Genomic DNA, 14,396 nt, shown 5'->3' with positions numbered 1-14,396 from the left:
AATTCATAGACACCCCTGATAATCTCGGCTCAACCGCTGAAAGCGCGCTATTTAGCCAAAGCTGCGTTCCACCATCCAACGCCGCAGTAGCAAAATAAAGCCCTTCTTCGCCTCGGTGTGCTTGACCACCTCTAACCGAATGCCATGCTGATCCGCTAACTCGCCCGTCACTTTCTGCACCTGCTCAGCCAGGGCCGCCACCTGAGCCCAGTCTTGCTCGTTAGCAGGTGTGATCTACAATGCCAGCAACTGCTCCAGCGAATCGGCCACCAGATACAGTTTAGAACCTTTGCGGCGCTTGGCGTCTTGCTAACCGGCACGCGCCCCGCCTCTGGTGTCGACTGCAAAGTCTGGTTGTCGAGGATCATGGCGCTTGGCTGGGCGTTGCGTTTGTCAGCAATCTGGATCAGTCGTTGACTCAACCAATAAGTGCAGCACCTTGAGGGGGGTCTAAATATCCAACTGACTCTTTGCGGATGAGTCCGTAATAAAGGGGTAGAACCCCTGTGACATATAGGGCATCCTCGAGTAAAGTTATGTTAGTGTGCTTAATCATATAGCTTCAGGTAACACAGATATGCGATTAACAAGCCGTTTCAATATAGCTCCATAAGATTTTTTGATTGATAATTATGCAAAAACACCTGGTGCAGCGTTAGCTGTGCTCTAGAAAGAGAACATTTTCAAGACATTATCATGCCAATATGGCGGCATCATGGACGTTATATGAATTTTCATGCTCTCTTAGGAACACTGGCAAAGTCTTCTGCCCAAGCAGTATCCACGCTCAAAAAACATTCTCCCGACATTGAGGCATTACGCTCCTATCTATATGTAAAAACTGAGATAGAAACGCGATTTGTAGATGCACTAAACCAGCGCTTACCCATAGGTACAATATTATTTTTATGCGGCTCTAGCGGTGATGGAAAATCGGAGATATTACGTCGCCACTACGATAAATTCTCCGTGGATAACCGTTTCTACCTTGATGCAACACACAGCTTTAAACCGGATCAAAATGCAGTAGAAGCACTTGATCAACTATTCGATGAACACAATGCCTCCAATAAGCCCCTTATAGTAGGTATTAATATCGGAATGATGTTCAACTTCCAAAATACTGGCGCTGACCGTCATGCCGCAATCAAGGAGGCAATAGGTAGGTTTATTAAAGGTGATCGTGATGTGGGCCGTTATCGTTTTCTGAGTTTTGAGGACTATCCGAAGTTCAGTTTGGAAGAAGGCAAGGTAGGGTCAGATTTCATTTCCAAGCTTCTGGCCAAGGTCACCGCTAGTAGCAGTGAAAATCCTTTATACGCCGCTTACCTTTGTGATGAGAAAAATCATCACAAACTCGAGTATCAGAACTACCGGATACTTCAGGAAGAGAGTGTCCAAAAACTTATAGTAAAAACATTGCTTTATGTTCGTTTAAAGTACGACCAATTTTTTTCCGCGCGCGCCATTATGGATTTTATTCATAATCTAATTGCTGGCGATTCAATACTGTTTGATAATCTATTTTCTTCCAGCTCTGGTGAGCTGTCTGAAAGCTTGTCCCATCTTGATCCGTGTTTGCGGCGTACCCAGAAAATAGATGAATTTGTTGTACAGCGTTCGCTCAATATTAGTGATAGGGAATTTGAATATTTCAAAATCGAGTATCAGGCGCGTTATGGCGCTGTAGAAATGTCGCCTAGAAGTTGGATAAGAGCATTCTATCTTCTTCGGTACATTGATTTAGGAAATAATTATCATCAGAAGTTCTCCTTAGACTTCGAGAATATTATTTTCGAAGACTACATCAATATCTGGCAGTTACATCATTCATTATCGGACAAGAAAAAGCTAAGAGGGTTTTACAATAAAACACTTATCGCAAGCCTTACTAAATTTGCGAACCGGCTAGTTCCAAAACTGGTTGGCGATGGTCTTTATCTCGCTGAACGGAACGGAGTAACGATATCGGCAACAGTGAGTATCGGTATGGATTCCAAAGCGCTCGAAGAGTCAAACTCTGGTCAGATACATTGTTTTAAAGCTGCTCTCAAAGTTGAAGATAAATCTATAGAGCCATTTCCTATAACGGTCTCATTTCTGGAGCTGACTGAACGAATCTTGGCAGGTTACAGGCCTAATAGGCATGATAAAAATACAGTGGTTATTCTTGAAGAGGTCGTCGAAAAAATAACCAAAATCGCTTCAAAAAGTAAAGCTTTATACTTTCACAAAGATGGCGGTGACTGGTCTCTGCAGTTTGAAGATGATGAATTTGTAGCGGAGACCTACTAATGAGTTTGAAGGAAAATTTACAGGCGGCAGCTTCTGTAGAGATTAAAGACCGAAATTTCGTGAATCATTTCCTGACGTTTCGTCAGCAACGTGGAGAGAAGATTAGTGATCCCGACGTTATGGCGGTTGCCGGTGAGTTGCTTTCTATTGCTTGGCGCAAATCGTTAAAGAAAGGGACCTCACTTGGTAAGTTCACTGAAGCGAGCATGACGAGATTATCAAAGAAGATCGCAGATGAAGAGTTTGAAAGCGTGTTGCAGCATATGTACTTCGATGATGATGCCAAAGGCCTCTTCCAGGTTTCGCCCGAGTTCATGTTGTTCAAGGCGGGTAGTGCATCGTCAGGGAATACCCGGCATGTAGGTACTGTATTAGGCAACATGCTCCTTTCCAGGCCAGAGGTAGCACCTGTCTCTTCTGAAAATATGAACTTTCTTGAAGCCGAGCTACTCGACGAGTTCCAATCCTGTGTTAGTGAGCTATCTCCGCCGGATGCAACGGAAGACTATCTACCATTTATGGGCGAAGTTTTCGCTGAAGACTTGTCTCTGCTGTGTAGCTACCCAGGTTACATGATGCAGAATCTGAAGGCTTTTGTAGGTTTATACAATTTTCTGTATAGCGCCCAATTGGCGATGAATCTTCATAGCTGGCGCACTGAGCCCACCAGCAAGCCACTATATTTCATCATGGATACTGAGCGAGCCAGTAGCGAGCGCACCTACGTTCGTGAGGCTTTGAACGCTCTTCTCGGTTACGTAGGAGACCTTTTCCCTGTTTTGTCTGCGCTTGAGTACCTCAATCAACCGGATAACAAGGAAGCAACTCGTTTTCCGTTATGGAAGCATTTTCAATATATTGAAAAGCTGCCAGATGAAGAGAAGTATGAACTCCACCAGGGATTAAAGTGTTTTCTTGAAAGCTATCGCACGACTCGAGGGCGGGAACCCTGGGGTGGTGAACTGAGCACGCCGGAAGATGTATTCAAGGCCATAGTCTCAACAGCGACAGAAATATTTAGCCAAGCACGTTCTAGTCAATTAACGGTAAACAGAAAAGTAGTTGCTTCATTCGAAACTGAAGTGGCTCGCCATTTTATCCAGAACCGTAAGCGTGGCGGACGAGTATTGATTATGAATCAGGACTACCTGTTACTACTGACAAATTTGGCCGTGGGGAACAAGGAAAAGCTTCAGTATCAGCAGTTAATTGAAGAGTTTAAGCGCCGAGGTGTCTGGTTTGATCAGCAGTCTCAACAAGCATTAATAGAATTTTACGAGCGAGTAGGAAATCTCGAGCGGATGAGCGACAGTGGGGATGCAGTATATGTCCGAAAAACAATTTGAAGGTTTTCTCGTAAACCACTTGAAAACTTGGTTGGCGGAAAGACTCAAACCCGGTGATCGTTTTCAGTTTCGATCAACAGACCCAGTTAACACCGTGCGCTTACTGGCTGCATTGCGTGACGCCTCCGATGGTTCCGTCCAAGACGAAGAGACACCACTCAGTTATCTGAACGTAAACGGCATCCAGGTGTTAATCGCTGGGCATGCAGAGGAAAGAAAAGTAGAGTATGGTTGTTATACAGACAATTATTTAGCGAAGCTCAGAGATGGTGTCGTAGATGATGATTGCGCTCTGATCATGGTGCACAACAGTACGCTCGATACTATTACGAACAGTACATTCGACCTGGCACAAACAGGAGCCATTTGGTCAGTTTCTAAGATCAGAGAACTTCTTGAAGGTCTGATTGACGACAGCATGACCAACAGACAAACGTCCAAGTGTCTGCTCGATTTGCAAGCCAAAATTGTCGCGTCTGATGGCTCCAGTATTTTCGGTTATCGCAGTCTTTACGAGTCTATCATTGACGGAGATCTTCGATTTGATGAGTTAGGGTTGTTTAACGACCCACACCTCACGGGTTTATGGGGAGGCGCAACGACCGCTCCGAATCAGCGACAGATTGAACGGCGATTGGAAGAAAACAGGAAACTCAGGTCTGAAATCGAATTTGAACTTGAGCATTATCCAACCGAGTTGGAAGATCGCTTAAGCAAGTTTGGTGGAAAGTTCGTAAAGGATAACTTTATAGACAGTGATGACTGGAAGAATCGAACCTATGATGAGTTTATCACTGAAATCCAAAAGCAGAAAAAACAAGCATTAGAATTTATCGATGTTGATACTGCTAGCGGAAACCTTCAGCGCCGAAGTAAGAAAGAAACTGCAGCCGGACAGCGTGATCAGAACATCCTCTTGGAGGTTCCTACAGATCAAAGTACCTTCCAGATTAATCTTAGGTTTACGGGTGCTAGAACCGAAAAGAGCGAGTTCGAGATACAACCTAGGAAGGCTGCCAAGCTGTTAGAGCTAAGCCACAAACCCCGTGGTAACAATACAACCCTTACGATTACAGGTGAGCTGACCCTGGAACCGTTATTCTTCTCTGTAAGGACAAGGCGAGAGATTTCCAGCGAGCTGTTCAAATTCCAATGCCTTGTGCTGCCGGAGGGGAAGTTCTGCTTCGACGATATTATTAACAAATATCTGATTAAAGCGACTGGTCGTGGCCAATCACTCATTATTCAGTCAGACGTCCAAATATTGGAGACCAACCCCAACTTAGACACATCGATTACATTGAAAGATAACGATGAAATTATCGATGTTAATGAAATTGGAAACCTCGATTATCAGCAGATCTACGATGAATCTGATGAGGTCCGATTCATTCTGAAAAATGGAGAGACTGAACTTCCTATACAAATAGAAGGAGAATCGGCAAAAGAGTCGCTTACGCTACCGCTCCTTATGGATACAAGTCGCACACGTTATATGTTCGATGATGGTTACTATGGTGTCTATAAAGAGTCGAAAGGTATAGTTGTCGTAGAAAATCAGGAGGTCATGCAATTATTCTTGAGAAAACAGCTTCTCGATGCTGAGTGGGAAATCATCGCATCAGAATTAGTTTTCTGGGATGCATCCCAAGAGAAAGGTTTACCAGCTTCTGGATTGACAGAATTCCCTGAACTTAAAAATCTGCACCAGAGCTACATAGCGTTTCTCCAGCACTTTAAAGCAGCTAGCCGCCGTACATTGCCTTCACTCGAAGGCTGGGGCCCCACGCTTGTCGGGCTTGCCAGGAATTACGTGGAGAATTATCTCGCATATCTTGAATCAGTCGAGCGGGGCAAGACCTTATCGCCCTGTACTAAGTTTGTGATGAGGCTGGGGACTGCGAGTATTCGTGATACTGAAGATAATCGAGTTAAGAACTATCTGACTCCGTTCCATCCCCTGATACTGTCTTATTATCTCTACCTCATTGAGAGTATACAGGCCGACGGTGATGAATTCAGCTTCCGCTCCCTTCCTGATGTGACTCTCAAACGGCTTAACCCTCGTGGTTTGATCCCGCATCTGTTTGATAAAGAGCAGAAATACAGCTACACGCAATCAGTTGATGAAAATGCGTTCTGGCTAGAAATAGTACCTCGTGAAGACAGTAGCTTTGATTACATCAGCAAATTAGTACGACATAAAATCGAAGAGTTTACGGAGACCTTCTCGCGACTTTTCGATACCGTGTCTTCAGCGCCGATACTCATTAATTCTGTTAACAATGCTGAGAATCACGAGCTATTTCGGGGCCTTCTGGCCTACTACATGGAGCACCTGGAAGAAGGTCGTTACATTCATGTAAACCTGTATGACGACGAAGAGATCGAAACAGAATTCGATCTCTTCGCCGAGATGGCGACCTATGACGATATCAAAGACAGATACGATCTCGATAAAGGTAAGGCCAAGCGCAATACCGATACTATTGTCGACGTCCTACGTACCCGCCTGACCTTCAGCAAGTTTCCCAATGGTAAGAGTGAGCAGCAAGTCTACGCACATCTCACATTCTTTAAGAACAATCAGGTTGTGGACGCACGTGATAACAATATCGATGAGCACCTTTCTGGCGTTGCATGTGGGGGCTTGTTGAATGGTGAATCATCCAGAAGCGAGAACGATGCTTACTTTACCGCGTTTGGTCTGAAGGGGGTTGATTATTCAAACAAGCCCCATCTCAAGATTGCGCGGATATTTGGGGCGATGTGGCGACCTTCGCACTTGAGTAGCGATTCCTTTCACGAGCACTCAGCCATAAGCCTTGCGGTTAGTGACTCTGTTAAACGACTCCTGGACAAATCGTACGATAGCTCCGTGTGGGTCACTATCGTTGATCCTAAAGTGACCTTGGACTTCTTCTCTAATACAGAAGATGTCATCTTGATTCATTACTCAGATCAATACACCAGTTCAGCTGGGTATGACGCTATTACCGTAACTAAGCAATCACAGCTGTATCGCAGTGTGCTTGGCGCGTCGGGTGAGAGCCTGATTCGTGAATTCAACGCCTTCAACGGTGAGTGGCTCTTGCAAATGGTGAACGATCTAGACAAAGAGAAGCTCGGTAAAGAAGGCGTTATTGCTTCGTACAAAGCTGTTTCTGCGATGCTGTCCCAGTCCGATATCTGCTGGGCACCATTGTCAGTAGCCGAGATGATCCGGGTTGCAGGTAATATTGGCCTGGCAATGAGCGACTCAGACTTCTCCCGGCATAATTTCGGTATTAAACAGGGCGCGATTTCTGACGATGTTCTGTTTGCTGGCTTTAAAGACGGTAAGTTATACCTGCTGCCGGTCGAGTCTAAAGCGGGTGCACGCCCGAACTTTGAAAAAGCCCGAAACCAGACTCGTGAGCTGAAAGAGTATATGGAAGGGTTGCTCGGACAGAAAAACCTAGCAGGCCGGTTGTATCGTGGTTTGTTTATACGGCAGGTACTCCTGCAAGTGGAGAAGTATCAGCTCTATAAAGTATTCAGCGATGGCTACTTTGACTCATTGTTATCCGCAAGGGAAGAGTGGCTAGAAGGCACTTACGAATTAGCTCAGCTGAAAAGCTACCCTGCGGGAATAGTCGTAGCGCATCTGAATACAGATTCTTGTGTCACCGAGCGTTACGAAGAGATCGACGGGATCCTTGAAGTTGATATCCCAATGAGCAAGCTCGCGAGCTTAGTGCATCAGCCATACGAAAGGTTGAAAGAGGAGCTTCTGGCTGGTCGCCTACTAGCCGTGCCGGATAAGTATATTCTGGGTGATGTAGCAGAACCTCCAGCTACACATACTGAATACGTGCCTAATACGTTAATAGAGCCACCTGGGCCGATAGAACCACTGGTCATTCAATTCGGTACTGATATATCCACTACTCAGCCAGTACTATGGGAGCCTACAAATACCGAAAAGCTGTTTAATACCAATACCGGCATTATCGGTACCATGGGAACCGGTAAAACCCAGTTTACCAAGTCAATAATCACTCAATTGGTGCGTAATCAGCATAACAATGTAGGCGGCTTGCCCATTGGTATCCTGATCTTCGATTATAAGGCGGATTACGTAAAACCAGATTTTGTCGAAGCAACGGGTGCTAAGGTTTTCGACCTGTTCCGTTTGCCGTTTAACCCATTGGCTATTTTTGGTGACAGGCCAATGCAGCCGATGCATACAGCCAACTTGTTTAAGACAACGACAGCTAAAGCATTCGGGCTAGGTACCAAGCAGCAGAACAAAGTCCGAACACTGGTTATAGATGCCTACGAAGCGGCAGGTATCAGATCTCACGATAAAAATACCTGGGGGCGGCTGCCGCCGACTTTGGCAGATGTTTGGGCAGAGTTCCAGGCACAAGACAAGATCGAGCAGGATTCGTTATATGCAGCACTCGATGACCTTATCAGCTTTGAAATATTTGAACCTGACAGTAGTAAGACAAAGTCATTATATGATTTGGTAGACGGTGTAACTGTTATCAACCTGTCAGGGTACGACCCAAGTATTCAGAATTTGGTGGTCGCTCTTACGTTAGACCTCTTTTATACACAGATGCATCAGCAGGGCAGCTCGAAGCTGGAAGGCGATTTCCGCCAGATCTCTAAGATGATTTTGGTCGATGAGGCCGACAATTTTATGTCACAAGATTTCGAGAGTTTGAAAAAGATTCTGAAAGAAGGACGTGAGTTCGGGGTGGGTACGATTCTGTCAACGCAAGAGTTGACCCACTTCAAGACTGGGGATAACGACTATTCGACTCTGATTTTGTCGTGGGTAATTCACCAAGTGGCGAACATCAAGTCGCAGGAGATCAAAGCGATCTTCAATACCCAGACCAAGAATGATGAAGAGTATTTTATGGGACAGATTCGCAAACTCGAGAAACATTATAGCTTGTTTGTGGATGGCAAGAAGAAAGTGGCCAAACTTAAGGATTTGGCGTTTTGGGAGCTGCCTTAACACCTTGAGACGTTTTTTCTTTTGTCAGGTCTAGATGACAGTCTTTGTGTTGTGACATTTGAGTTTATATTTATGTGCTTGAATAAAGTGTGATGGTGTAATTTGTAGAAGTTCAGATCTGATCTGACAGTAACCTCCATCAAAACCGGGGCGATTCAACCCTCTCTTTTTAAAGAAGAAGTGTCAGATCAAATTGAAACTATTCCAGATTAATTTTATTTAGATACTTAGCTACATCAAGCTCTCTAATGAGCTTTTGTTCTCTATCACTATTGCACCATCATCCACATGGATGGCCCAAGCCTTGTAGTAGTCTTTGTTGTCAAGGTTTGGGTATTTCTGTTTCAGTAGCATCTCAATAATATCGCCGTGGTCACCCAGCCAACTATACTTATCCAGTTCACGTTGCGTAAGTTGGATGTCATCGCCATTCCATGTGAAGCCACGTTCAATCGAAGCAAAGAACGCCAGGCGAGCACCGATATTCACTGTTAAACCTGTGTTATTCTGCAGCCGGCGTAGTGAGGTAAAGGCCTTTTCTGAGATTTTCATTTTTTGTGGCAGCATGGTATTTCTCGTAATGTTATGTTGCTTTCCCATCTCTCGAATTTTTCTGGCTCAGTGACGCCAGAAGTAGCCTTCGTAGTATACGGAACTTCCAGCTTCTGGGTCGTAAGCGACCTCGAAAGCGTGCGATATCTCTGGCGACAGTTCTTTATAGAAGTCTTCATCGACTTCGGTATCCGTCGATAAGATTAATACTTGATGACTTGCGGTTGGGAAGTAGTTTTTAACCAGATTCTCGCGGTGGTGGGAGTCTAGTCGGCCCAGTGGCGTATCAATAATGATTGGCAGGTTGCGACCAGAGGTCCGTCCAAGGGCTTCCAGCATGGCAATAGCGTAGATCTGCTTCTCACCTGCGGATAGTTTCTTCTTATCGATGATATGACCTGTACCGTCGATTAGCGAGACGCTGAAGGTTTCGGGGTCAATTTTAGCGGTAATCATCAGATCGTCTTTACGGGCTAGTTTGGCAAAAGATTTAATAAACTCTTGCTCAAGGGTATTGATCCTGGTTTCGCGACTTTTGCTGGAGAAGCTTTCCAATAGTCCTCGAGTACGGTCAGCTAAAGTGACCGCTTGATCCAGATTTGTTACGTTACCGAACTCCTTCTCTTTTTCTCGAAGTTTGCGCAAGCTATCCATGGCCTCGCGCAGAGTGGCTTTGGCTGCTTCAGTCCTTTGTTTGATTTCAACTTGGCGCTGTCCAAGGGAGTTTTCGATTTCGCCCAGTTCGGAAACAAAGTTAGAAATCCGACGCTCATCTGGAGCGCGTGAAATATTGAGGCCAACATGAGCTAGTTCTTCTTCGACTTCTTCAAGTTCACTAGAGAGCGCCTTCACTTTGGCTTGTTGTTCTGGCACAACTTTGGTAATTAGGTGATTCAGGCGGTTGAATTCGCTATCAGAGATATCGTGGATAATGTTCGTATCAATGGAGGTCGCAGCGGGTAAGCTTTCTTCAATAGAGGTTTCAATGGCCTTTTTGTGCTCTTTTCCGAGTGACTTGATTAGTGCGCTCTGAATTTTGTTTAGCTGCTTACGTAGCTCAACCTGGAGAACCAGTTGGCGTTTAGACTGTTGTTCGTCAGTCAGCTGCTTTAGCAGAGCGGCTATTTGATTTGTCGCCAATGCTAGAGGAGCCGCATCTGCAATCAAATTCCTGATTTGCACTTGTAATTCATTCCGCTTGGCTCTCAGCATTTTTTCTTTAGTTTCGGCCTCTTGTCTATTGCTGGCCCAGGCACCTCCCAGATCATTGATAATTTGGTTCAAGCGTTCTTTAGTCGTCTCGAGCTCGGTCGATTCAATCCTTAGAGCTTCGATATCGGCTAGTTGAGACTGATATTTGGAGTAAAGAGATTTGTAGCTGTTCTCGAGGGCTTCCATCTCCTTTTGAATGGCAGAGGGTAGCTTATCTCGTTTCCGATCACGCAAGTAAACACCAAGATCTGCCTTTAGCCGATCAATTATGTCCAAGCCTAAAAGACGATTGATGGCATCAGCCAATGCACTGTTGTTGTTATCTTCGGCGAGGTCGGCGATCTTCTCTCCATCGAAGAAAAACAGATCTGCCACACCAATTGGAATCAGCTCATTGAGGAAGGCCTGCTTTTGATGGTCAGTAAGACTTTTGAGGTGTTCGTCGTTCTGGTAGATCTCGACATTTTCAAAAACGCTCTTGCCGCGCACTGTCCAGACGCGCTCGACGGTGTAGTCGATGACCTCACCCTGGCGCCCAAAGTTGAAGTCTAGCTTTATGCCGGCAGTATTAGGTGCGAGAACCTTTCCCTTAGGTTTATGGATGGCATCAACTAAAAATTGGTGGTAGATCTGAACAGACACTGAACGTCCGAGACTCTGCTTGCCATAGAGTGCAAGTCTTATAGCGGTAAGCGTTGTTGTTTTACCAGCACCATTCAGGCCACCGAAAAGAATGATCGGCCGCTTGCGGTTGTACTTTACTCGTGGTTCCAGGTCGACATGGTTGTCGTCAAAACTGCCTTGGAAAACACCAAAATTTTGTAAGTAGAGGCTTTTCAAAATCATTAGCTTAGGGCCTCATACTCTTTTGTCAGAGCTTTGAGTTGTTCGTCATAGACAGACTTCAGGTGTAGATCTGAGCTTTCGGTGTTGAGCTCAGTTTTCAGTTTGTTTTTAAAGTCTGACGTGTGGGTCGCTGCTGCTTTGGCCGCTTGAATATCTTCCTTGCTTCCCCAGTCGTTCTTGAGCAAGTTCTCAATCTTGTTAAATAACCCTTTGCGGCGACTAAGGCCGTCCATGGAGAGCTCAAGCTCTAAAAGCTTCATGACCAATTCTGCGGGTACACCATTCTCGGCCGAAAGCTCGGCAATGAGGTCGGCGTCTGCCTGTGAGAAGGCTCCACTATCGTGCTCGACCCAGTCTAAGTCTTCGCCATAGACACTGTGGTAGATTTTGGGCAGTTCGTCTGACCAGTCTGGCTCATTGGGATCGAACATCCACTCTTTTCGAATGGCATGAAGCTCTTCTGGGTGAATAAGCTGAATTTTTCGCCCTTCCTCTATGAGGTTTTTCTCAATAGTAAGTAGTTCTTTCAGCCATTGCTTTCTGTATTCGAGCAGGTAAGGCCCAGGAATCGTTTTGATTTCGGCGATATTGTCATTGTCAATTGCGCCGCGTGCATACTGAATTCGTCCGGTACGACGCTTAAAGTTACGGTACTCGTTCTTATTTTCTGGAAGCGTAGTTTTAAAGAGCTTGTTGCGAAAGCTTTTAAGCTTCTTCAGCCACACTTCCCCTGAATCAATAAGTCCTTCAATGGCTCTGTCTTTTGTGACGACCGTGCAAGTCCAGCAGCCAAACCGGGAGTTACCACAGGAGGGTGTGTTGGTATCTATCACCAAGGGGCACTCACCCGCACTTGAGTCTTTGTAAAGCTCGAACAGTTCGAAGTGGTCACCACCCCAGGGGGCAGGGGCACCTAAGAGGTACATCCAAACTTCATCGAAGGTCCAGTCCTCAATTGGCATATAGGTAAAGGCGCCAGGTAACGATGAGTGACGGGATAGTGAAGAACCTTCGATCTTATGTTTTGCAATGACCTGAGCGCGGGAAGAGCTTTCTTGACTACGAGCGCCTAAGACAACGATGACTTCACCAAAGCGAGCAATTTTATCTTTGATAAAGGTGCTGACTGGATCGATTTTCATCCGCTCAGTACACCAACGGAAGTTTTGAGTCGGTGCGGGGTAGCCTTTACCCAAGAGGTTTACCCAAAAGGTTTCGTTCCATGCGGGGTAAACAACGTGGGCCGAAATAGGCAGCTTCTTGTCCTGCGCATTTCTGTTAATGGCCTCAATCGAATCGTTGATCATATCGACGACCATAGGCGTTTCGACCAGGGTGTCTGATGAGATCACATAGATATGTTTGTGGCGCTTTGCTTCTGGGAGGCCAGTAAGAGCTACATAGATGAGAGATAAAACTGTTGTACTATCTTTGCCGCCACTAAAGCCGATAACCCATGGTTTGTCATTCTCCAGGTAGAGGCTCTGTATTTCCAGAATCAGATCGAGCGCCGGACGGCCGGCGAATGCAGACGCCTCCAGCATCTTATCCATGCTGGGGTATAGTGTTTTTCTTTGGCTCATGAGGTCAGCTGGTCTTCGATGTGTTGTTGTTCTGCACCCAGGGATACTCCAAGTGCATGACGGATGATATTTGCTGTGAGTACGGTGCTACTGCGTGTCTTACTGATCTTGCCGTGATTGTCCATGGCTCGGCCTCGCCACTGTTTAATATTTGAGCGACTCCAGTCGATCTCCGATAGGTGTGTGAGTTTATCTTTCCAATTATTCGGAAATTGTCTCAGCAAGTCAGATCCGGCTTCTCCCAGTGCTCCCAATCCAATCCCGTGAGCATGGATGTATTGTTCTCGAAGATCGGAGGTGGAGATATTGCGTTCTAGGGCATCATGCCAGTGGGGCATGTTACTACAGACAGCTTCCCAGTACTCACAGGCTAATTGCATTTCGGGTTCTGATATTGGATCTTTCCCGCGTTTACCTAGGAGAGCTTTTGAGGCCTGTTTTAGAGAGCTCAAGGTAAAGAGCTTGCTGCTTCGCTTAGAGAGACTACTACTTTCGAGATCGGTTAGGGACTTAAAGCAGGGCACGCATTCAAATACATATCTGGCTAGTTTGGAGCCGCCATCTCTATGGTCGTAGAGCGTACTGAGTGAATCTGAAGGTCGCACTGCGTGCTTATTAAGGTCGGCAAACATTTGCTGGCTTCGCGTGAGGCCCTCATCAACGAAGAACAATACAGGAATATTATCGTGCCCTAACTCATGGGCTTCCTTTACAGCTTGCTCGATGGCTTTACGACGGTGCTGACCATCATTCACCAGAATCTGGGTATCCATACCAATGGAGAGCATGCCTAAGTTAATTGCAGGCCCAGTGTCCGCCACAGGCTCGAAAATAACGGAGCCGTCGATAGATGCCGTGATCGCAGAGAGCGTATATGAATCAGGATTTTCGACGAGATAATGAGTAATATCGGGTACACGGCTTTCGTTTAGGCGACGTTGGGCGCGAAGCTCCGGGGGTACAACATCTTCGTCGAAGACAAATAATTTGGGTATAAGCCTCATCGGGCACATCGCTATGTAGCATGGCCTGCCTGCTTGCATGCCTCGGACCGCTGGGAATTTGTGGGTATATTCGTTGAGTAGAGATGAAACCATTATTACTCATGTCTGTACGTTATTTTTTACGAACAAGCGGTATTTTGTTTGTTGTTTTTACCAAATGCAAGCTTTCCTGCTAAATAAGGTAAATCCCTCTTATCCTATGTATGCCTTCGATTTACATGGCCTAGCTATTTTTTAAAGACTATACGGGCACATAAAAGGGGTAGGTTTACCGGGCAAAGCTACTGTACGAAGAAAAAATGTTGAAAAAAATTTAACCACTTGATTGCCCCACCAACGCAAAAGGCTACAACGATAAAGTGCGCAGCGCGGCTAAGGCCTCTAAAGTTGATTTACTGACGTACAGTGATCTTGAAAAACTGCTCAAAAAGCACCCTATTGGGTTACGAGTGGTGATGGCTCTGTTGAGTAAGTCTCGCCTAGCCATTTGATAGGTGCTTAGTCCAGAGTTTTAAGAGTCACTCGTCAGCCTCTCAATTCTAGG

7 protein-coding genes and 1 pseudogene are annotated in these 14,396 nt (G+C 45.7%); 3 read left to right on the top strand and 5 right to left on the bottom strand.

The annotated features are described in order from the left end of the window. Positions 1-54 precede the first annotated feature (54 nt). Positions 55-410: pseudogene (locus HCH_RS35325) on the bottom strand (transposase); the annotation flags it as partial. 316 nt (positions 411-726) lie between these two features. Between HCH_RS35325 and dptF the strand changes: the two are divergent. From dptF to dptH, 3 genes are read left to right on the top strand one after another with little or no spacing between them, the layout of a single operon-like run. After that, a complete protein-coding gene (dptF, locus tag HCH_RS31795) occupies positions 727-2,295 on the top strand; it encodes a DNA phosphorothioation-dependent restriction protein DptF (RefSeq protein ID WP_041599067.1) in 1,569 nt (522 codons plus the stop codon). Then, complete coding sequence (gene dptG, locus HCH_RS31790) at positions 2,295-3,641, top strand: DNA phosphorothioation-dependent restriction protein DptG (RefSeq protein ID WP_011400712.1); 1,347 nt, start codon at positions 2,295-2,297, stop codon at positions 3,639-3,641. Before dptF ends, dptG begins: the two co-directional genes overlap by 1 nt. Further along, entirely contained in the window at positions 3,622-8,655 is a 5,034-nt protein-coding gene (dptH, locus tag HCH_RS31785; RefSeq protein ID WP_011400711.1) for a DNA phosphorothioation-dependent restriction protein DptH, read from the top strand. The genes dptG and dptH overlap by 20 nt, the downstream gene beginning before the upstream one ends. A 231-nt stretch (positions 8,656-8,886) precedes the next feature. Here dptH and dndE read toward each other — a convergent pair whose 3' ends face one another. Genes dndE through dndB form a run of 4 tightly spaced genes read right to left on the bottom strand, consistent with a single transcriptional unit; the run spans position 8,887 to position 13,945 of the window. Beyond that, entirely contained in the window at positions 8,887-9,222 is a 336-nt protein-coding gene (dndE, locus tag HCH_RS31780) for a DNA sulfur modification protein DndE (RefSeq protein ID WP_011400710.1), read from the bottom strand. A gap of 51 nt (positions 9,223-9,273) precedes the next feature. Beyond that, a complete protein-coding gene (gene dndD, locus HCH_RS31775; protein WP_011400709.1) occupies positions 9,274-11,265 on the bottom strand; it encodes a DNA sulfur modification protein DndD in 1,992 nt (663 codons plus the stop codon). Further along, positions 11,265-12,848: a DNA phosphorothioation system sulfurtransferase DndC gene (dndC, locus tag HCH_RS31770; protein WP_011400708.1), complete on the bottom strand. Its 1,584-nt coding sequence runs from the start codon at positions 12,846-12,848 to the stop codon at positions 11,265-11,267. The genes dndD and dndC overlap by 1 nt, the downstream gene beginning before the upstream one ends. Beyond that, entirely contained in the window at positions 12,845-13,945 is a 1,101-nt protein-coding gene (dndB, locus tag HCH_RS31765; RefSeq protein ID WP_011400707.1) for a DNA sulfur modification protein DndB, read from the bottom strand. The genes dndC and dndB overlap by 4 nt, the downstream gene beginning before the upstream one ends. Positions 13,946-14,396 lie beyond the last annotated feature (451 nt).

Source organism: Hahella chejuensis KCTC 2396 (assembly GCF_000012985.1).
GTDB classification, from domain to species: Bacteria; Pseudomonadota; Gammaproteobacteria; order Pseudomonadales; family Oleiphilaceae; genus Hahella; species Hahella chejuensis.
This window is presented reverse-complemented; position numbering and strand designations above follow the sequence as displayed.